At 56.0% G+C, this 17,887-nt stretch carries 27 protein-coding genes and 3 pseudogenes; 21 read left to right on the top strand and 9 right to left on the bottom strand.

Annotated features, from left to right (window positions below; all coding sequences use genetic code 11):
- Window positions 1-187: 187 nt before the first annotated feature.
- From C1N84_RS22760 to C1N84_RS22730, 7 genes and pseudogenes are all read left to right on the top strand, one after another.
- Window positions 188-829 carry a JAB domain-containing protein gene (locus C1N84_RS22760; RefSeq protein WP_394541926.1) on the top strand — a complete coding sequence of 214 codons (642 nt, stop codon included), beginning with the start codon at window positions 188-190 and terminating at the stop codon, window positions 827-829.
- Between the two features lie 128 nt (window positions 830-957).
- Window positions 958-1,098, top strand: a pseudogene (locus C1N84_RS22755) (conjugation system SOS inhibitor PsiB family protein); the annotation flags it as partial.
- Window positions 1,082-1,489, top strand: coding sequence for a conjugation system SOS inhibitor PsiB family protein (locus tag C1N84_RS22750; protein ID WP_394541925.1), 408 nt, complete (start codon window positions 1,082-1,084; stop codon window positions 1,487-1,489). The pseudogene C1N84_RS22755 and the gene C1N84_RS22750, both read left to right, overlap by 17 nt.
- A gap of 128 nt (window positions 1,490-1,617) precedes the next feature.
- On the top strand, window positions 1,618-1,890 hold the full coding sequence (locus tag C1N84_RS22745; protein ID WP_282955472.1) for an AbrB/MazE/SpoVT family DNA-binding domain-containing protein: 273 nt from the start codon (window positions 1,618-1,620) through the stop codon (window positions 1,888-1,890).
- A complete protein-coding gene (locus C1N84_RS22740) occupies window positions 1,890-2,255 on the top strand; it encodes a type II toxin-antitoxin system PemK/MazF family toxin (protein ID WP_278708925.1) in 366 nt (121 codons plus the stop codon). The genes C1N84_RS22745 and C1N84_RS22740 overlap by 1 nt, the downstream gene beginning before the upstream one ends.
- A gap of 43 nt (window positions 2,256-2,298) precedes the next feature.
- A pseudogene (locus tag C1N84_RS22735) lies at window positions 2,299-2,403 on the top strand (IS3 family transposase); the annotation flags it as partial.
- A 197-nt stretch (window positions 2,404-2,600) separates the two neighbouring features.
- Window positions 2,601-2,918: a putative quinol monooxygenase gene (locus C1N84_RS22730; RefSeq protein ID WP_282955473.1), complete on the top strand. Its 318-nt coding sequence runs from the start codon at window positions 2,601-2,603 to the stop codon at window positions 2,916-2,918.
- A gap of 76 nt (window positions 2,919-2,994) precedes the next feature.
- On the opposite strand, the pseudogene C1N84_RS22725 reads toward C1N84_RS22730, so the two are convergent.
- Window positions 2,995-3,692 (bottom strand): annotated as a pseudogene (locus C1N84_RS22725) (IS3 family transposase); the annotation flags it as partial.
- A 193-nt stretch (window positions 3,693-3,885) separates the two neighbouring features.
- Window positions 3,886-4,425, bottom strand: a complete 540-nt coding sequence (locus C1N84_RS22720) for a VOC family protein (RefSeq protein WP_394541924.1) — start codon at window positions 4,423-4,425, stop codon at window positions 3,886-3,888.
- A gap of 190 nt (window positions 4,426-4,615) precedes the next feature.
- Here C1N84_RS22720 and C1N84_RS22715 point away from each other — a divergent pair, with 190 nt between their 5' ends.
- From C1N84_RS22715 to C1N84_RS22695, 5 genes are all read left to right on the top strand, one after another.
- Window positions 4,616-4,921, top strand: coding sequence for a hypothetical protein (locus C1N84_RS22715; protein WP_394541923.1), 306 nt, complete (start codon window positions 4,616-4,618; stop codon window positions 4,919-4,921).
- An 835-nt stretch (window positions 4,922-5,756) separates the two neighbouring features.
- Window positions 5,757-6,077 carry a hypothetical protein gene (locus C1N84_RS22710; protein ID WP_394541922.1) on the top strand — a complete coding sequence of 107 codons (321 nt, stop codon included), beginning with the start codon at window positions 5,757-5,759 and terminating at the stop codon, window positions 6,075-6,077.
- 80 nt (window positions 6,078-6,157) lie between these two features.
- Entirely contained in the window at window positions 6,158-6,691 is a 534-nt protein-coding gene (locus C1N84_RS22705; RefSeq protein ID WP_394541921.1) for a phospholipase D family nuclease, read from the top strand.
- Between the two features lie 80 nt (window positions 6,692-6,771).
- Window positions 6,772-7,638: a plasmid replication initiator RepA gene (gene repA / locus C1N84_RS22700; RefSeq protein ID WP_394541920.1), complete on the top strand. Its 867-nt coding sequence runs from the start codon at window positions 6,772-6,774 to the stop codon at window positions 7,636-7,638.
- A gap of 1,042 nt (window positions 7,639-8,680) precedes the next feature.
- A complete protein-coding gene (locus C1N84_RS22695; protein ID WP_394542033.1) occupies window positions 8,681-8,974 on the top strand; it encodes a hypothetical protein in 294 nt (97 codons plus the stop codon).
- A 42-nt stretch (window positions 8,975-9,016) separates the two neighbouring features.
- Here the strand turns inward: C1N84_RS22695 and C1N84_RS22690 are convergent, their stop codons facing one another.
- Window positions 9,017-9,253 (bottom strand): DUF2171 domain-containing protein, encoded by a 237-nt coding sequence (locus C1N84_RS22690; RefSeq protein WP_282955182.1) that lies wholly within the window; start codon window positions 9,251-9,253, stop codon window positions 9,017-9,019.
- 743 nt (window positions 9,254-9,996) lie between these two features.
- Between C1N84_RS22690 and C1N84_RS22685 the strand changes: the two genes are divergently transcribed.
- The gene (locus C1N84_RS22685) at window positions 9,997-10,260 is read left to right on the top strand and encodes a hypothetical protein (RefSeq protein WP_394542032.1); all 264 of its coding nucleotides are present in this window, start codon (window positions 9,997-9,999) and stop codon (window positions 10,258-10,260) included.
- Window positions 10,261-10,295: 35 nt separating this feature from the next.
- Here C1N84_RS22685 and C1N84_RS22680 read toward each other — a convergent pair whose 3' ends face one another.
- Window positions 10,296-10,535 (bottom strand): biofilm development regulator YmgB/AriR family protein, encoded by a 240-nt coding sequence (locus C1N84_RS22680; RefSeq protein WP_222952497.1) that lies wholly within the window; start codon window positions 10,533-10,535, stop codon window positions 10,296-10,298.
- Window positions 10,536-10,696: 161 nt separating this feature from the next.
- Here C1N84_RS22680 and C1N84_RS22675 point away from each other — a divergent pair, with 161 nt between their 5' ends.
- The 6 genes from C1N84_RS22675 to C1N84_RS22650 all read left to right on the top strand — a co-directional run bounded on the left by C1N84_RS22675 (window position 10,697) and on the right by C1N84_RS22650 (window position 13,842).
- Window positions 10,697-11,344 (top strand): hypothetical protein, encoded by a 648-nt coding sequence (locus C1N84_RS22675; protein WP_346303671.1) that lies wholly within the window; start codon window positions 10,697-10,699, stop codon window positions 11,342-11,344.
- A gap of 265 nt (window positions 11,345-11,609) precedes the next feature.
- On the top strand, window positions 11,610-11,792 hold the full coding sequence (locus C1N84_RS22670) for a con-10 family general stress protein (protein WP_039337529.1): 183 nt from the start codon (window positions 11,610-11,612) through the stop codon (window positions 11,790-11,792).
- A 476-nt stretch (window positions 11,793-12,268) separates the two neighbouring features.
- Window positions 12,269-12,523 carry a hypothetical protein gene (locus C1N84_RS22665; protein WP_394542030.1) on the top strand — a complete coding sequence of 85 codons (255 nt, stop codon included), beginning with the start codon at window positions 12,269-12,271 and terminating at the stop codon, window positions 12,521-12,523.
- Between the two features lie 280 nt (window positions 12,524-12,803).
- On the top strand, window positions 12,804-13,046 hold the full coding sequence (gene ycgZ / locus C1N84_RS22660) for a regulatory protein YcgZ (RefSeq protein ID WP_039337534.1): 243 nt from the start codon (window positions 12,804-12,806) through the stop codon (window positions 13,044-13,046).
- Window positions 13,047-13,151: 105 nt separating this feature from the next.
- Window positions 13,152-13,430, top strand: a complete 279-nt coding sequence (locus tag C1N84_RS22655; protein ID WP_282955175.1) for a hypothetical protein — start codon at window positions 13,152-13,154, stop codon at window positions 13,428-13,430.
- A gap of 145 nt (window positions 13,431-13,575) precedes the next feature.
- On the top strand, window positions 13,576-13,842 hold the full coding sequence (locus C1N84_RS22650) for a biofilm development regulator YmgB/AriR family protein (protein WP_222952492.1): 267 nt from the start codon (window positions 13,576-13,578) through the stop codon (window positions 13,840-13,842).
- Window positions 13,843-14,060: 218 nt separating this feature from the next.
- Here the strand turns inward: C1N84_RS22650 and C1N84_RS22645 are convergent, their stop codons facing one another.
- The 3 genes from C1N84_RS22645 to C1N84_RS22635 form a co-directional block, all read right to left on the bottom strand.
- The gene (locus tag C1N84_RS22645) at window positions 14,061-14,258 is read right to left on the bottom strand and encodes a hypothetical protein (RefSeq protein WP_039337089.1); all 198 of its coding nucleotides are present in this window, start codon (window positions 14,256-14,258) and stop codon (window positions 14,061-14,063) included.
- A gap of 80 nt (window positions 14,259-14,338) precedes the next feature.
- Window positions 14,339-14,599, bottom strand: a complete 261-nt coding sequence (locus tag C1N84_RS22640) for a hypothetical protein (protein WP_222952491.1) — start codon at window positions 14,597-14,599, stop codon at window positions 14,339-14,341.
- A gap of 140 nt (window positions 14,600-14,739) precedes the next feature.
- Entirely contained in the window at window positions 14,740-15,045 is a 306-nt protein-coding gene (locus C1N84_RS22635; protein WP_222952490.1) for a hypothetical protein, read from the bottom strand.
- 243 nt (window positions 15,046-15,288) lie between these two features.
- Between C1N84_RS22635 and C1N84_RS22630 the strand changes: the two genes are divergently transcribed.
- The gene (locus C1N84_RS22630) at window positions 15,289-15,573 is read left to right on the top strand and encodes a hypothetical protein (RefSeq protein WP_058973853.1); all 285 of its coding nucleotides are present in this window, start codon (window positions 15,289-15,291) and stop codon (window positions 15,571-15,573) included.
- 39 nt (window positions 15,574-15,612) lie between these two features.
- On the opposite strand, the gene C1N84_RS22625 is transcribed toward C1N84_RS22630, so the two are convergent.
- The gene (locus tag C1N84_RS22625; protein ID WP_394542027.1) at window positions 15,613-16,773 is read right to left on the bottom strand and encodes a diguanylate phosphodiesterase; all 1,161 of its coding nucleotides are present in this window, start codon (window positions 16,771-16,773) and stop codon (window positions 15,613-15,615) included.
- Between the two features lie 273 nt (window positions 16,774-17,046).
- Between C1N84_RS22625 and C1N84_RS22620 the strand changes: the two genes are divergently transcribed.
- The gene (locus C1N84_RS22620) at window positions 17,047-17,307 is read left to right on the top strand and encodes a hypothetical protein (RefSeq protein WP_045816976.1); all 261 of its coding nucleotides are present in this window, start codon (window positions 17,047-17,049) and stop codon (window positions 17,305-17,307) included.
- 155 nt (window positions 17,308-17,462) lie between these two features.
- Here the strand turns inward: C1N84_RS22620 and C1N84_RS22615 are convergent, their stop codons facing one another.
- The gene (locus tag C1N84_RS22615; protein WP_394542039.1) at window positions 17,463-17,753 is read right to left on the bottom strand and encodes a biofilm development regulator YmgB/AriR family protein; all 291 of its coding nucleotides are present in this window, start codon (window positions 17,751-17,753) and stop codon (window positions 17,463-17,465) included.
- Window positions 17,754-17,887: the final 134 nt, after the last annotated feature.

Below are 17,887 nucleotides of genomic sequence, written 5' to 3'. Positions count from 1 at the left end.
CCAAAAACTTTTTGCCAGGGGCGTCAAAAACTTTTTGTCGTCGCCCCTTTATGCCTTCACTTCGTCGTTGCTCCTTTGCCCCTGCCGCGAAAGGCCAGACCGGAAAGAGAAAACCCGCGTCAGAGAAGGCCTTTGTTGGTTCCGCAGCACGCGCTGCACTACTCAGCCGGATTTAAGGAGCTATGTCATGCAAAACACCCTCGTAAACGTCACCCCTGATGCGATTACCGATTGCGCGCTGACCGAAATAATGACCAGACATGATGCTCAAAACATCATCAATACCGCCTCTGAATCTATGGCTACTCGTATAGAAACCCTCAGTGATAACGTTAGTTTTTTCACTTGTCTGCAGATTCGTGATGCGCAGGGGAATTACGTTATGGCCACTGAGAGTCAGATCCTGGAAGAAGCCATGCGAGCAATCGATCATCGTTACCCCACCGGGACCTTTTTTGCCTCAGCGGCGGTTTCAGAAAAATTTTTCAGAGCAAAACTTGCCGGCCGCGATCGGGAAATTTTTGCAGTTGCATTTCTGAATAATCAGCATCAGTTGCTTGCTTACGAGGAGATGTTTCAGGGGTCTGTTTCAAGCGTCGAAGTGCATCCCCGGGTTCTGGTATACAGGGCGCTGCAGCTGAACGCGGCGGCTATGATCGTGAGCCATAATCACCCCTCATTTTTGAAAGAGCCTTCCCGGGCTGACATTGCGATCACAGGACGTTTGCAAAAGGCGCTTGAGCTGGTCGCAGTGAGGCTGATTGACCATATCATTGTTGCAGGCAACGAGACTGTTTCACTGGCACAACTGGGGCATATCGACGGTTAAACCGTTGCAATGACCTGGCTGGCAGGGCTGCCCCCGCAGAATGCCGCACCGGCCCGATGGACGGGCCGGATCCGTGACCAGAGACAGAGCTGAATACTATGGCCTGAGAAGAACAATTTACACTCAGTACCCTGCATGCGTTAACCGGCTGCTATTTTGAAGCCTACCCTGACCGCGACGAAATCTTCCGTCAGCGCATGAGCGCAGCCGTACTTAACGCGCTGCAGTTGCCTGAAAGCAGACGCATGAACTGTGAAATGCGGGCCTAGGGGGGGCGGGGCGTATCCGGTACACCTGCGGCTGACTCGTGCGGATGCTGCTCCGCTGGCCCTCGGGCTGGTCAGCCCGTCATGCTGTTCGGCGGTATGGTGCGCAATCGTCGCAGATACCCGCACTCGTTGCTACCTGCGCCTGTACGTCAGCGATCGTCTTGAACCAGCGGCGCAGCAGGTGATACTTGCAAAAATCGCAGAGTACACGCGGGCGGGCTTCACAGGCGCCGGTGAGCTTGCCGCCGCGATTCGGATGGGGAGCACACGGTATGATCCGGACCTCACAGGCACTGGTGCTACTTCTGCCGGAGTGACAAAACTCTCTATGGGGCTAAGAACTGACGCAGCATTAGAGATACATCGCCTGCATGGCTTCTTAAACCGGTAGATCGTGTGCAGCAGACCGTCAGCTATGAATGTTCCGTGGGAATCTTCGTTGATAAAATAAAAATGTAGTGTGACTTAGTGTTACCCTATGGTAGTCTATGTGTTACTAAGTCACACACCGGAGGGCATATGGCATCAACAAGACTTCGTCAGCAGGGCGGGGCCGTCGTGCTGACCATCCCGAGCGACATTGCAGCACGAGCGGGCTGGACAGTAGGCATCGAGCTGGACGTGACCGCTGAGGGCGAGACCGTAAATATCGTGCCGGTAGCGCGCGTACCGCGTGGTCGCCGCACACTGGCACAACTGCTGGCCGGTATTGATCAGCTGGAAATTCATGGCTATAACGAAGAAACATCTGATGGCCTGAGTGACGCGCCGCAGGGCAGGGAGCATATCTGATGGTTTCAAGGAGGGTGCCGCAGAAGGGCGAAATCTGGCACGTAAACGGCGATCCGGTGGAAGGCCGTGAATTTAAGGGACCGCACTACTACCTGGTAATCTCGCAGCGAGAGCTGGTGGCGGCACTTGGAACAGCGGTTTGCGTGCCTGTAACAAGCGGCGGCGGCGCGTCGCGCTCGCAGGGTGTGACCGTATATCTGGATGGCAACAGCACGGACACCGGTAAAGTGACCGGCGTAGCGCTGTGCTATCAGCTGCGCTCGCTTGACCTGACTGCGCGCAGAGCAAGTTATGCCGCTACGGTTGAGCCATACGTTATGGATGAAATTTTGTCGCTGGTGGTTGATCTTATCGATCCGCGCTAAAGACCTGGAAGCAGGGCGGGGAAAAATCTAACTCTGAGGTTATAAAAGCGGGCGGGTTAAGAGAAAGGTCTACGAAACACGGGAAGAAGCCCGCAGCGATATTTTTGATTACATCGAAATGTTTCAAAACTGTCGGCGTCGGCATGGTTAGAGCAATCAGATAACATCGGCTGAATAAGAAAACCAATATTATCAACGGCCCATAAGGGTCTAGATTATCCGTGGTAATTCATGCAAAAGTAAATGCTCACATCTATGAACCTACAACATACCGAAGGAAAGACAAGCTTGAATTTAAGGTCAAGCATTATTTATAACCCCCTTCACATTTAGAGAGGAAACATTATGTCACTTCAGGATCAACCAGCTTATATCATCAAGATGCGTGCAAAGCCCGGCCTGGGCAATAAGTTATTCGAATTGTGCACAATCGGAATGGAGAAATCAGGGGCTTCAGACCGGTTCCTCTTGGTTCGAGAAGATGATAATCCGGATATTCTCTGGAATGTCGAAGTCTTCAAATCAGAAGAAGCAAAAGCTAATTATGAAAACAGCCCTTTAGCTGACGAGCTTCGCGATGAGATAATTAGTCTGCTGGCTGAGCCTCCCATGCGCATTCCGGTTCATCCATATTCAGCACTTCCTTTAGCAGAAGATTCCTAACAAATCATTAATTACTAGCACTCTTAAATTCTTAATGGCGGGCTGCACCGCGAGCTCGCTGAGAAAAAGCCTATTTGAAGAGCGAACGACAGGATGCGAGATAAAGCAAGCTTTCTTGGGTTCGAATGCAGTTTATGTCCGCCACCCAACGCTCATCCGTTGAGACCGGATTGAACTGGCGCTGGAGCCTGTTGGGTACCACAACACTGGCTTCGCCTTTACGTACTCTTGGGGTACGGTACCCAGCCTGAGCTTTTATTACGGCACGCCTCATCAGCCGGCAGACCTTGTTCACTCCATACTGCTGCCCGTTATTACGCAGATCGAGATAGATCTTGTGATAACCATACACGCACCCAGACTCAAACCAGAACTGTTTGATCTGCCCGGTCAGAATCTGGTCTGCCTGTCGACGCTGTGAATGTGGTTGCTGAAGCCAGAAATAAAATTCACTTCGATGGACGTCCAGAACCCGACAGAGCAAACGAACAGGCCAGCAACGGCTGTTGTCGCGTATAAAGGCGTACCTCAGGCGGTCAACTTTACGAAGTGCGCCTCGGCTTTTTTTAATATGTCCCGTTCGTCGGTAACCCGCTTCAGCTCTTTCTGAAGATGGCGGATCTCGACCTTAGCACCTGTCTGCTCATAATTAATGGAAGGATCAGTACCGTACTTTTTTATCCGGACATAGAAACTAGGTCTGTTGATATCAAGCCAGGTGGCGACGCTTGCGATGGAATTACCACGTTCAACGACCTGTTTAACCGCTTCAATTTTGAACTACTAGGGATAAAGTTTACCGCTCATGGGCACCTCTCTTTCAAGTCATCTTAAATGACTCTCAGATGTCTGTTAAACCCGTGGTGATCCACTTATGTTAAATCAAGCAGCTACATGCGCAAAAAAGGCCGCCTCGTGAGCGACCTTTTTAGAGATTTTTTCAAGTGCCCCTACCCTGCGATGTCGTTTACGGTTCAGGTATCCACGTGTCTGCTTCGCTATCGTCGGGATAATAATAACCATTCGGTATCGATTGCAGCTCTATCAGGCTCCCCCATGGAGCGTGGAAGTATACGCTGGCATTATCTTTAGTATCTTCATGACGCGAATTTCCGTGTATTTCTGAAAGAAATCTGCCTCCTGCTGCCTTTACTCTTTCTACCGCGTAATCTATATCGTCCACGTAAAATGAAATGTGGTTCCAGCCAATATCCTGCAGACCTACCGGTTGTTTCTGCTCCCGGCTTACTATCTCAAAAAGCTCCAGATTTGGACCATTACCAATCCTGAGTAACCTTTGTTTGATAATCATTGAGCCCGAACTTAAACCCAGCTGTCTCTCAGTATCAGTCCCTTTTCTTGGGGGATCATTGTCTGTGAGACCGTTATAAACAATCTTGGCGTCCAGCGCCTTATGCAAGAATTCAGTTGCCTGCTGCAGGTCCGGAACGGTTAGACCTACATGGTTTATGCCCCTGGTAAGGGGACGTTCTCTTTTATTTGCCATGCTTACCCTCTTTTAACGATTCGAATGACTCTACAGAGGGTAGCTTCTTTTTAGCTTGGAAGTCGCATCAGTAGTTCATTACAGAGGGATTATTTAAATCAACTGGGCTACGTCAGTATGAAACTGATTACCTGCCACAGTAGCCAGGCGCTCAGCAGGGATTGTATCGTCCTGACGCCCCATGTTGGGTATGAATCGTCGTAGACACCCGCACCCGCTGCGCCTGCGCCTTTATGTCAGCGATCGACTCGAACCAGCGGCGCTGAAGGCGATACTTGCAAAAATCGCTGAGTACACGCGGGTGGGCTTCACCGGCGCCGGTGAGCTTGTCGCCGCGTTGCGGATGGAGGCGGGGCTGGGTATTGCGGCGCGTCTCTGGTTATCCATGCAGGCCGCCTGCGATCTGCACAAGGCGCGTGCCAATACAGACGTATCAGGCGTACACCTGCACCCGGGCGTGCTGGCCGCTCCTGCAGAGGAACGACCGGGCAAATAATCCCGGCAACTGATACCCGCAGACCGCGCCACCTGGCGCGTTTTTTTTGGATTTTCAGCCAGCATCTGAACAGTAACACCGACACCCTGCGGGCCGGGAAAAGCCGGTGCTGGCGCACCGGCCATCCCCGCCAGGCCGCTGATACCCTTCACGCGTTTAATGGATTCAGAGTCGTCAGTTCTCTGTTCAGCTGTTTCAGCCTGCCGCCGGTAAAGCCGCATTAACAGCAAAAGCAAAATCAAAAGCCGGGGCCCCCTTCGGCTCCCCGGCAAGCCGGGTCGTCGAGCCCTATGTCGCTAAGCGGCAAAGCCGCCAAGCGCCACCGAACCCCTGCGGGTTTCGTCCGCGAGCGGTTTCGGGCTGATGTCCAGGGTCAACGGCTGCAGACGGCTGCGCCGTCGCGTTCACCGTCCCGGCCTGTCGCCGGGACTTTAAGGTCAGTCCGCGGGGCGGCCTGAAACTTCCCTTCTGACGCTTCCCTGCATTCCGGCCAGCCCTTGCGCGGAGGGCTGGTCGTAGCACCGCCGGTTCAGGCAGAAAGGGGTGAAATGCACGCCGCCAAAAACTTTTTGCCGGGGCGTCAAAAACTTTTTGTCGTCGCCCCTTTATGCCTTCACTTCGTCGTTGCTCCTTTGCCCCTGCCGCGAAAGGCCAGACCGGAAAGAAGAAACCCGCGTCAGAGAAGGGCTTTTCGGGCACCGCGCGGCGGTCAGCCGGATCACTCATTTCTGACAGGAGCACAACATGACCTCAATCCCGGGCAGCACCCTACCTGAACTGCACAGCGTGGCCGCGCTGGGCGACGGACCATTTACGCGCGCGCAGGCGGGACCGGGTGCAGCACATTCTGCAGGTGCTCGATGCGCCGCCGGGCGCGCAGGATACCAGCCTGCTGGTGCTGACCGACCCGGCGCTGGCTGCAGTCTGTGAATTCGATCTTGAATGTGCGTTCAGCTGGAAGCGATCGCCTGCAGCTGCAGTGCGTTCAGCCATCCTCTGGCGCATGGTAGGCGCCAGCCTGCCGGCACGCGGCAGGGGATACAGGGTACGCCTGCGCAGCCCGCGCCTCATGGGGGCTTCACGGGAGGCCATTGACGAAGCCGCGCTGAATTACGTGCAGCTCAGGTCTGCGCCGGCAGCGGGAGAGCGGGCCTGACCACGTCCGGTTACGTCTCCTGCTTTATTCCCTTTCATACACACTGCCGGCATCGCGCCGGCACTGAAAAGAGAACAACGATGAAACTTACTTCAGCGGCGATCGCGGTTGCGATGTGCCTGACTTTTTCAGCCGCAGCGTCAGCGGACGCGCCGGCCATTGACGTCGGATTTTCACCGGAAGGCAGCGCGCAGCAGCTGGTCCTGCGCACGCTGGACAGCGCCCGGGAAAGTATCCGCCTGATGGGCTACAGCTTCACCTCGCCGGAGGTGGTCAGGGCGCTGGTTGCCGCCAGGCGGCGCGGCGTTGACGTCAGGGTGGTGGTTGACGACAAAGGAAACCGCAGCAAAGCCAGCCAGGCGGCACTGAACGTGCTGGCCAACGCCGGCATTCCGCTGCGCACCAACGGGCAGTACAAAATTATGCACGACAAGGTGATCGTGACCGACGGGCAGAATGTGGAAACGGGCTCGTTCAATTACACCCGCAGCGCGGCGGAATCGAACTCCGAGAACGCGCTGGTTGTGCGCGGCGTACCGGCACTGGCGCAGACTTACCTGGCGCACTGGCAGTCACTCTGGGATGGTGGCGCCGACTGGCATTCTGCTTACTGAAAACATCTTCCGCTCTATTTTCCTCTGTAGTGTGACGGGCGCGCCAGCGTCTGTCGCCCCCTTCATAAAGTCAGGATGGCATGGCTGAACAACTCACTCAAAACACGTCATTATACCGGCAGGTAAAAAACCCGGATCCGAAGTTCATTCCGGAAGAGGGCAAGAAGACGCTGCCGTTCTGCGAGAAAATCCGTGCAAAAGCGGCAGGTTTTACCCGTCGCATGGAGTTCCAGACGCTCGTTGCGATGTCTATCGCCCGGGGGGAACGCAAGCGCCGTCCGCCGGAGCTGCGCATGCGGGCCCTGGAAGCCTCACTGCAGGCGCTTTGCCACTACTTCAATCCGCTGGCCAACCGCGTCGGCGCCTCGCTTACAACCATGAGCATCCGCTGCGGGTTGGCCACCGAGAAGAAACGCCTCTCGATCACCCGATTTACCGGCGCCGTGCAGTTCATGGCCCAGCTGAAACTCGTTACTTACAACACCGAATACGATAAAGAGATCGGCTGCAATATTCCGACCGACATCACCTTTACGCCGCTGATGTGGCAGGTACTGGACGTCTCTGAGGAAGCAGTCACCGCTGCCCGCCGCAGCCGCATCGAGTGGGAAAACCGGCAGCGCGAGAAGAGGGGACTGCCGCGCGCCGGCGCCGAAGAACTTATCAGTGCCGCTTGGGCATTTGTGCGTGAACGTTTTCGCGAATACCAGAAGTCACGCCGTGAACACGGCATGAAGCGTCATCGCGCCCGCAAGGATGCTCCGCGCACCCGGAAAGATATTCAACAGCTGGTGCGCCTGCAGATTCAGAAAGAAATCCGTAACGGCCGTTTCTTTGGCGGACTCGATGCGGTGCGAGCGGAGATAGAGCGCCGCATTACGGAACGCATGAAGCTTTCGCGTGGCAATTATGCGCGACTGGCTGATGATCTAATGGTTACAACCTGAAGTTCGCTGATATACGACTGCATCATCAATCGTAACACGCTGGATTTATCCTTCCTGATATCCTGCTAACATGACCATCCTGACTCCCCACCTAATCCTTTTCAACTATCCGGTTCGCGCCGGAGGCCTTCGCACGTCCGCTGAAAACTTTCTGAACAAATATTCTGCAAAATTGCTCCTGACCCTCCATGTTTGCTGCGGATGGGCGCACAGAAAATCACCCGTTCCGTTGAGGGCTATCGCACGCCGGTGCAACTCTGAGTTATCCACATTAACCACGAGAGGGTTAGTTGATTAGCTACTGACCGCACTGGCATTAAACTACCGGGGGAGACTTTTACAAACCGCGATGATCCGTTTAAAAACCCATTTATCTCTCTTTTAAAATACTGTGATTAATTACTTTTAAAAATATGCGCTATTCATCCACCATCCCTGTGGAAAGATTCACTTCCCAGACACGGTCGCAATCCTGAAGAGACGCTTCGAGTATGAGGTGGAGAGAAAATCCAGATATTAGTTACAACAAACATAAACTGACTTCTTAAACACCTTCAGAGCAGGCCTGAAACCTCACGCCCCTCTCAACCCAGACCTGCGCCGTACCTGAAGCAGGGTTGCCCCCACTGACCAGCCGCCGCCGCCCGGCCCGGAGGGCCGGAACTGCAGTGGCTAATAAATGGGTGTTGTAACTATAAGACTAAAGCCGCTGTAAGTAGTGCTGCGGGTTCTTTCTTTCGTCTCCGACCATCTGACTTCCGTGCGCCTGACAGGCCGCTGCCTAAACGACGTCGGTCAGGAAGGGGGGGGTTCGCCAACATAAGCCCTGTAACCGGCTACGCCGGGCTTACGGCGCCAGCTGGCATCTTTTCCGTCCTTAGCGTTTTATGGCGCCTCCATGCCGCTTACGCGACATTCAGGGGCAGGCTGCGCATTGCTCGCCTGCCTTCAAATTCTGATGGGATTTTTGATCTGGATGCATATTATCCTCTGCCGCTTTCGGGGAAAATTTCCTCCCCCAATATGAAGATATATGATCCGCATGGAAGAAAAAGAAAAGATAGTGAGCCTAGCGAGTGATTTGCTCGGCCGTGCAGTCTTGATGGCCGCCGGTAAAGGCTTGCGTATTACTAAAAAGACTATCGTCTCAGAATTATCACTAATAAATTTTGCAGATGAAGATAAAGCGCTAAGAGACCTGGCGATAGGTATGCTGAATGCGGCTGAAAAACTCGGGGCTTCGTTTTTTGCAGACAACTCATCTGGCTGTGTCAGCATGGGCAAAGTCAAAGACGAAAGTGAGTCACTTTCTGATACAACCATCCAATTGCTATAGCTCTAACAAAATTTGCCGCGGTATGACAGCCGCGGCGTTTAATCACACAGCCTGCCACTCACTTTCAATTTCATCTTTAGATTTGGAAAGAATGACTTTATTGTCATCCACTTCCTTAACCCAGCTGAAGGGGATGATGTGATGCTGACCGCCGGCTTCCGGGTCACTTTTCGCCAGCTTAATTTTGTCATCACCCTCAAAGTGGTCAACAATACCCACGTGCTCGCCGTCAACGTCCACTACCTGCGCATGGTCCAGAATTTCTGCTTTATCAACCATAATTAATCCTTAATAACGTCTGTTGAATGATGGGTTAACCCAGTCATCATGCCGGGTATGCTTTTTAAGCGTGGGTTATTAATCTGTATGGCGTCAAGAAATTAACAGAATGAAACATCTGCCTCATCGTAGTGTCTGGCGCATACATCTTTCCCGCCTTTCAGCCCCGAGGCTGCAGAGGCCGGTCTGACAACTGTTTACTCGGTACCATGATGAAAGCGCCGGCTGGATGAAATCCAGACTCAGTTAAGGCAAATCACTGAATTATTCCCGGGCACGTCCGGGGCTTTTTCGGGATACGGCAACCTGATTTCCGGCACTCTGACGGCTGCAGAAATAATTGCAGGCGCTCCACTGAATTTGCGGCATGGATAGCCAGGTGAATGCAAATACCCAGACGTCAGAGTAAAGCAGCCGCACAATTTAAACGGCCACTCCTGCCCGGTTCATATGATCCGAAAATTTCATGACTCTGTTCAGAAAAACGGGCCAAAAAATGGTTCTGACTGGACATCTGCAGCAGTAACCATGGGCCTGTCTGGCTATTTTTTTAGAAGTCAGAAAATAAAATCCAACGGGCTGCTATGCTCTGAACACGGTGAATCCCTCTGTGCGACGGGGCCAGGCTACACAGGTACAGCAGGAACAAAAGCGCGATTCAGGTGGTAGCCTTTCTGAATCACCGGGAGGCACCCGGCACCGTAACTTTTTCTGAAGAATGAAGATGCGCTACGGAGGTGGCCATGCTCTGGATGGAACAGGGGCTGTATCTCAGGGTGGAAGAGCTGACCGGCGGGCCGCGGCCGCTGCTGAGCGGGTTCAGCCTCACGACGGCCTACCGGGCGCTGGGATGCTTTAACCCTTCGGAAACGTCGGACGCATACTTCATTCTTTCCAATGACCGAGACGAGGTCTGGTTTATCTGTAACCGGCATCTGCGAACCGTTGTTATGCGCAATGACTGCACGGCATTCCGTTTGCCGCTCTCTTTTTTTTGGCGGACATAACTTAACCGGCACCCTGCCGGCAGTACATCCCGGACTCAGCGATTAAACAGCATCCGGAGCAGAGCCGTCAGGTGTTCCGCCTCAGCCTCATCGCCGGAATCATCGAGGCGCGCTATCAACTTGAGGCATAAAGCGGTTCGCGTCAGCCGCCGCTCCTGTCGCAGGATCTCAACGGTGATGCGGCCCAGCAGCTCAATCTGGCAGGGGTGAGTGACCTGGCTGAAATAACCGGTCAATCCGGCTTCTTTTTCCGGCGGTAGTCCGTCCTGTCGCATCAAATACCCGTGCGTAGTGAATGAGGTCGTGCGCAAAGTAACCGATGTGAAGGCGCGTGTACAGCAGTAATCCTGCGGTGCTCTGTCTTTTAAACAGCACCATTCGTTTTTGCAGACAATTCAGCGACATAAATTAACGCTCCGGTTATCAGGGAGGCTCAGTGAACAGAAAAGTAACGGCGGACGACAGCATGCCCATTACCTTGCCCGATACCAGCTTCAGTCAGGTACTGAATCCGGAAGACACCAACCGGGCCGACACCCGCGCGTTTCTTGCCCGTGACGTGGAGCCGTTTACGCTGCCCGGGTTTGTGACGCCGTTCGGCTACGCCCTCTGGCAGAACAGAGCAGAGCGACAGTTCAGGCTGGTCACGCAAGAGCCCGAGCCGGAGACCGTGTATGCGGTGAGGCTGGAAGAAACTGAAGACTTCACCTCGCCGGAGCGCGCCTGCATACAGGTCATGGTCTGGCGCACCCGCCAGCCGCAGCACGAGGGGGCGGTGCACGGCCTTGCGCGCCGGTTCTTCTGCCATTTTCTGCATCGCTGGTCGATTATTATTACCGACAGCGCGCAGACGAACGCGGCAAAGGTGATGTGGGAGGGGATGGTGGCCTGGGCGCTGCGCGACCCGGAGCACTACGTGTACGTATGGGACGGCACGGGCGAGTCGGGCTGCCTCCACCCGGTGCGCAGCTGGCTGGCGTTCTGCGGCCACTGGGCCGCCTTCTGCTGGGGCGCGGAGCCTGAAAGCCACCTGCGGCGACGGGTTGTCATCAGCACGCACCCCCTGAACGCTGCGCAGAAGTAATACGAATGCGGCACGGCGCGCCTGCAGAACAACTCTCCATCCGGAGGGGTGTCACGCGCCGTTCCGCGCACACAGCCTGGCACATATCGCTGAAGTCGCAAGCGCGAGGGTCCGGCGTGCCCGCATTTCAGATTCAGCCACCCGGTAATGCGTGTCCGCCGTCATACCCCTGAAAAAAAGTGTCCTGAAGACAGGCAGTCCTGTACAGACGTGCCACACTATAACCGTCTGATATACAGGACAACTCTTATCTGAGGAACACATCATGACAGCAGTAAGACGCGGTGGAGCCGGAAACTTCGCGGCCGACCCGGCACGCGCCTCTGAGGCGGGCAGCAAGGGCGGCGCCGCCAGCGGCGGCAACTTCAAAAACTGCCCCGATCGCGCGCGCGAGGCCGGCCGTAAAGGCGGGCTTATCAGCCGGCGTGGCCCAAAGCCTGAAGTTTAAATAAAACCACAAGCACGCGCGCCGGAAGTAAATTTTTATCCCGGCGCGCTTAATTAGGAAATCTGTATTTCCTAATCATCTTTGATGCTGAAGGAGAATAACCACCCGGACTTACCCCCTGATTTTTCTTATATGCGGCGCATATTAACGGTCAGTACCTTGCAGGCTTATCCTCCCTTTTTTTCAGGCCCTGTTAAATCCTCTTCTGAGATTAAATCCCGAAACAAAGACATGCTCAGACTGCACCTCAGGATGAAAACGATTTCAGACCACACATAAGGTTTATTCAGTATTTTCCGACAGTTACCTCTGATAACCTGTCAGGCATCTGAATTCAGTATGTTTTTTATTGCTGTGCGGCTGAGCGTAATTCTGACTGGCGGGATAATGCGCGGAAAGTATTTAAACGGAACCGGTTTTCAGTCCGTCAGGCGACTATACTGAAATACCGTAATAAGGCGTAGGGAGAGCAGAGCATGCCTGATAATAACCATGACCAGAACCAGATGATTATTGGCGAAGCGGCGGTTCATCTGGCGATGAATAATGTGGACATTACCGTTGGCTCGCTTATCCGCGAGCTGGCTGAGATGGCCGCCGCCGAGAAAAATCCTGCGCGCTGCGTGCAGATAAGAGGGGCGAAACGCTGGCTCCGCGGGTTTGAGTCATTACCGGGCAACCGGGACGAGCTGAGATGGATCACTGCAGCGGGCCGCGGCTTCAGGCACTGAAGACACCCCTCCGCCTGTCCGGGTGACACCGGGCAGGCTTCTTTCCTGTGCCCCGGCCCCTGAGCTGACCATGCTGTTCTGACCGCTGTACAACCCCTTCGTTAACCCGCTCATCATTCGCGCGCTGATACTCACCTAAGTTACTGTTAAGTAACATCTAGCACTTTTTGCACAAAAAGATAAGCTGTACAACAACACAATTGCTGTACAAGTTTGATTTGGTTGTATAACTTTACGGTCAGACAGGGCCGACTACATTTTAACCACCGAGAGGTTCACCATGCGTCAGAGCAATACGAGATTCCCGGATTCCGCCAGCGACATTGCGCACTACTTCAGCAAGGCATCGGCGCCGACCCAGCAGGAAACGCTGGGGCAGATTGTCGTTGAAATCCTGCGCGCAGGCAAGAACCTTAACCGTAAGGCCATCTGCACCAAGCTGCTGCGCCGCCTCGAAGTCGCATCCAGCCTGGAAGAAGAGCGTCATTACCAGACGCTTATTGGCATGCTCTTTGAGCGCTGAGTTACCCCGCCGTAATGAAGCGCCGACCGCTGCGTGCCTTCAGGACCGCCCGGAATGGCCGTCCTGCCATCCTGCCCGGAGGGGCATGAGCCGGAAAATGCGGGTATGAAGAATACAGATTTAACCTTAACGCGCCTCGCCGACGTTGTGCTGGGCGAAGCCGTCGTCGCACTGCTGAGCAGTGAAGATCACATCAGCGCAGACGGCGTGGCGAGACAGCTCCGCGCCATGAGCGGCGGCGAGACGAATCCGGTAAGGCGTGAAGCCATCGCCCTGGCGCTGGGCAAGGTGCAGAGTGAATTTGCACAGTCGCGCGAGAGCCGCGACGCAGACGTGCTGGCACTGAGTGCTCCGAGCGGCCCGGTCAGCAACGTTAAGAAATGACAGTGACAGATATTCAGAAGCACTGATATCCGCACCGCGCGGAGAGCGGCAGGATGCCCGCAGGACGCGGCCACCGGAGGGTGGCCGTTTTTATTTCAGGCATCAGCCTGGCCACCTTTGCCCGCAGGGCCTGACGGATAACACCATGCAGCTTAACGAACATCACACCACCACCGAAGCCGACATCATCCAGCACTTCCGCAGCGGCGGCGACGCGCTGGCCGCCGAGACCGCCGTACTGGACGCCGTCATCCGCGACATCGTTATTCACGGCAAAAAGGTCACCAGCAAAGCGATCATTCTTTATCTTATCGCCGAGCTCGAGAGCACTTCAGACGTGGTCGAGCTTGACGTGCTGCGCAGCGCGCTGGAAATAGTGGTGGGTAAAACGCCCGAAGACGAGGGCTTCTGAGGCTACTTCTGCTGCACAGCGTGCGCGGCGGCCAGCGCTGCCGGGGAGTCGAATCCCCCTTTTGAGGCCCACACGGAGCAGCTGACGGCGGCGGCGAGGGTAACGGCAATCCAGACTTTCACAGGCATCTCCCGGTTTAAACGATTTCACACTTCTCAGTGTGGCACGTCACCGTCATTACGCGCGCGGTGCACGTCAGAACGGGAGTAATCCGAAGGTCAGTGCATCTGCTGAGCCAGCAGCCTGACGGCGCGTTCGCAGCTTTCGCGCACGCCCGCCGCGCCGGCCGCTTCGCCCATGCCGTGCAGGGCGCTGGTAATTTCGTGAAGGGTAAGGTGCTGGTCCGGCTTAAGAAGGCGCGCCACGACCGTTCCGATAACGGCGTAGATATCTTCGGCGGTGGTGTCATCGTTCATATGACCTCCGTCCGTAAGGTGGATAAGTGTACAGTATATCAGAAAGGCGACCCGGGGATACCGCAGCGCCCCGGGTGACCTTAGTGAAGCTTCTGCGCTGACAGACCGTCAGCGCCGGTCACCCCGGTCTTTTCACCGGTGCGAATCTGCATTTCCCGCCGGACTTCTTCAATAGCGCGCAGCCCCGCGCGAACGCGGTCTTCATCCGTTTCATGCTCAATAGCCGCGCGCAGGCGCTCCGTCAGCACGGCCCAGCTGATGGCGACGTCCTCGTCCAGCAGCGCCGTAACGGCCTCGCCAATCATGATGTCGGCCATTTTTTCTTCAAAGTCATTTTTCATGGGGTTATCCGGCAGCAGGTTTCGGGCGCAGAGCTTACCACAGCGCAGCGGGCCCGAACATGAACGGGGACTCTGTCATGCAGAAAACTTTTCCGACGCAGCGTCAGGACGCGGCACGGTCGCGCTGTTATGAGGGGAACTTACTCCTGCGCCGGCATTTTCTTTCTCCGGCCGCGCTGCTTTGCCGCGGGCGGCGCGGCTTCCGCCACCGGAGAGGGCTTCTCCAGGCGGTACAGGCAGACGTCGCCGTGCTCCGCCAGGCTCGCCGGCCAGATCATGGCCGCGTTCCCGTCCTCCACATACAGCGCGCCCAGCGGCTGTACCACGGCCCAGGGCGCGCCCAGCGTGCGGCGCAGCTGCAGGATCTCCTGCGCCATCGCCACGGCCTCTGCGTCATGGCTGTCCGGATGACCGGCGATGTGGCTTAGCCTGTCTTCGCTGAGCATGGCTGCTTCTCCTGTGTGTTATTGCCTGTTGCACTGATAGCCCACCGGCAGATTGCCGGAGATCTCCCGCTGGCGCATGCTGCAGTTATCTCCGGTGCTGAGACAGGGGGCTTACGAATCCTTTACGCTTGATATCCCGCTGACGGCTTGCAGAGTCTGCAACCCGTTCTACACTGGGCGGACCAGTGAAAGAGTATCGTTTTTAAAACAATAAAAGGAAAAAAAATGATTTTAAGTGAGTTTATGCTGAAGGTGAACCGCTGGCCTCAGATGCATTTTACAGCAATTGAAAGCGAGCAGCGCGACGCCGGCATCGAGATTTACGCCATCGACTGCACAAACCAGACCAAAAGCCGGCTGCTGATTTACCGTACGCCGGACGCGCAGCACGCGGCGGCGATGATGACGCATTTCCGCACCTGGCTTGAAAAGGCCAACCGCGGCAGAACCCTGCGGCAGGAAAAGGCCGACGTGCCGGCGGCCGTCATGGCCGCGCAGCATCCGCCTCAGCAGGCCGCCGCCTGTTAATCATCCGGGGCCAGCAGGCCCCCTGTTCTGCACCTTGCCTCATACGGCCTCGCGGGTCTCCGGCCAGGCGACGGCCGCGCCCTCTGCGGTGAACAGCGCGCCCTGGAAATCAGTGACCCCGGCCGCCTCCAGCCACATCCACTCCTCCGGCTGCTCGATGCCTGCCGCGATGACGTTGATCTCCAGCGCTGAACAGCAGCGCAGCACCGCGTGCACCACCGCCTGACGGGGGCCGCTGCGGTGAATGTTGCGCACGATCCCGGCGCCGATGCGTACGCGGTCCGGCTGCACGTGCGCCAGCAGCGACAGCCCGGCTGAGCCGTCACCAAAGTTATCAATTGAGAGACTGATACCGGCCTGCTTCAGCTGCCGCACCGCTGCGGAAAATGCTTCCAGCCGGGAGATAACCTCCGTCTCGCTGACGCCCAGTATAATTTGCTGCGGCACCAGTCCGGCGCTGTCGATGGTGCTCACGAGCCGGCCCACGGCGTCCGGCAGGGCGACCAGCGTCATGGGCAGAATGCTGACGTACAGCATGATGTTGTCCGGGCACGACCTGCCGGCCCTGTTCAGCGCTCCGGTGACCGCCGCGAGATTGTGCTCGTACAGCGCCTCGCCGGAGAGCCCCGCCGGCGCGTCACCGGGCAGGGCCTCAAGGGCCGTGACCTCACGGCCGAGCGGGTCGACCACCGGGCGGAAGGTGACGCCCGCTGCCGGGGCCGGTGACCCGTTCTCGTCCGGCACAAAGTCCCAGTAGTCGGCGGGCAGGACCTCAAAGTAGTTCTCTTTCTCCCGGGCTTCCACGAAGGTTCGCAGGAACTGCAGGCCGCGATCGTCATAGGTCAGGCGGTATTTAGACGTGCCGCGGTCAAGCACCGCCTGCAGCACGCTGCCGCTGTCGTGGTGGCGCAGGTCGAAGAGCTCCATGCCGTGATTGCCGAAGCGACGCGACGGTGAGTAGTCGCGCATCAGTTCAACCACGTTGTGGTGGCGCCGGTCGGCGCAGATGCGAGCGTAGATGTCCAGCACGCCCTCCTCCGGGCCCTCCAGGATCTGGAAGAAGTGCGTACCGTTAAACAGCAGGATGCCCGTTACCTGATGCCGGGCGTTCAGCAGGCTGGCCTTCTCCACCATGCCCGGCAGGATGCGGACGGGCACCTCATCGGCGAGGTGGCTCCGGTAAATTATGGTTGTAAGCATTTGAGGCTCCGTATTGCCGCAGATTGTCATGGGCACCTTAGCAGCCCGGCGCGCTTTCTCAAACCGCACCGGTAATGGGCAGGGTGACAGGCTGAATGAACGTCAGGGAGCGTCAGAAACGATAAATTCTTACGCGCGGAGCTCTCTCATCATAATTATTGAAATAAATTATTACGGAATAAGGTTTTTTCAGAATATCCTCCGGGCGCTTTCGTCAGCGGGGTCTACAGTGTGACGTGAGGCTGTCATCAACGTAAAACGGAGGTAGTAAATTTGTCTATTCAACACGACGGGAAAGGGCACGTCATTATTGGCGAAGCGGCACTGAGCCTGGCGCTGGGCGAAAAGGAAATAAGCGTGCAATCGCTTATTGCCGAGCTCGGACACATGGCGGAGGCCGGCGGCAGCGATAACCGGCTCACTGAAATATCCGAAGCCAGAAGCTGGCTGAAGAGCTTTCACGAGCCGGAGCAGGCCGTCCGGCACGTGCCGTACCTGCAGACCCTTGCGGGCCTGAACGACGAGAAGAACTGACGCCAAAGGACGTAGTCCGGCTCTGGCCGGAAGACGACGATGAAGATGACCTCAGCGGTCGCGCTCAGGCGTGTACCGGCCGGAGAACCTGTCAGGGACGACACCCTCCGATAGTTCTGTTCTTAAACCGACACAGACATTTCCCCGCGATGTATTCAGGCATACAGTGGCTGTTTTGAATGAAAGGAAGCTGCTTCTGCCGACCGTGCGTGACCGACAGCAAGTCCCCCTTCAGATGCCGGGTCGTCTGGCATATATCCCACGACCAGCTGAAGAAGTATGCGCAACGTTTCCTGCCTGCTCCCGTCCGTTTCATCCGTAATTTGTCTCATGATCTGCATGATTACGGTTTTGTTACTGATCGGTACTCCCTCTGCAAGGATGGTGCGGATGATGTCGTCCAGTGTCTCTTTTTCTGACTTAAACCGGTTACCGCTACCGGACAGGTAGGCCTGAATGTGTGCTGCAACAGGCGATGGAAAAGAGGGTGACCGGCGTGCCCCGGCTGTGAAATACCCGCCTGATTAGTCAAGTATATGGCAGTAAACGAGGCGCGGAGCGGACAGCGTAAGAATCGGAA

The sequence above is a fragment of the Pantoea sp. SGAir0418 genome (assembly GCF_043529865.1).
This window is presented reverse-complemented; position numbering and strand designations above follow the sequence as displayed.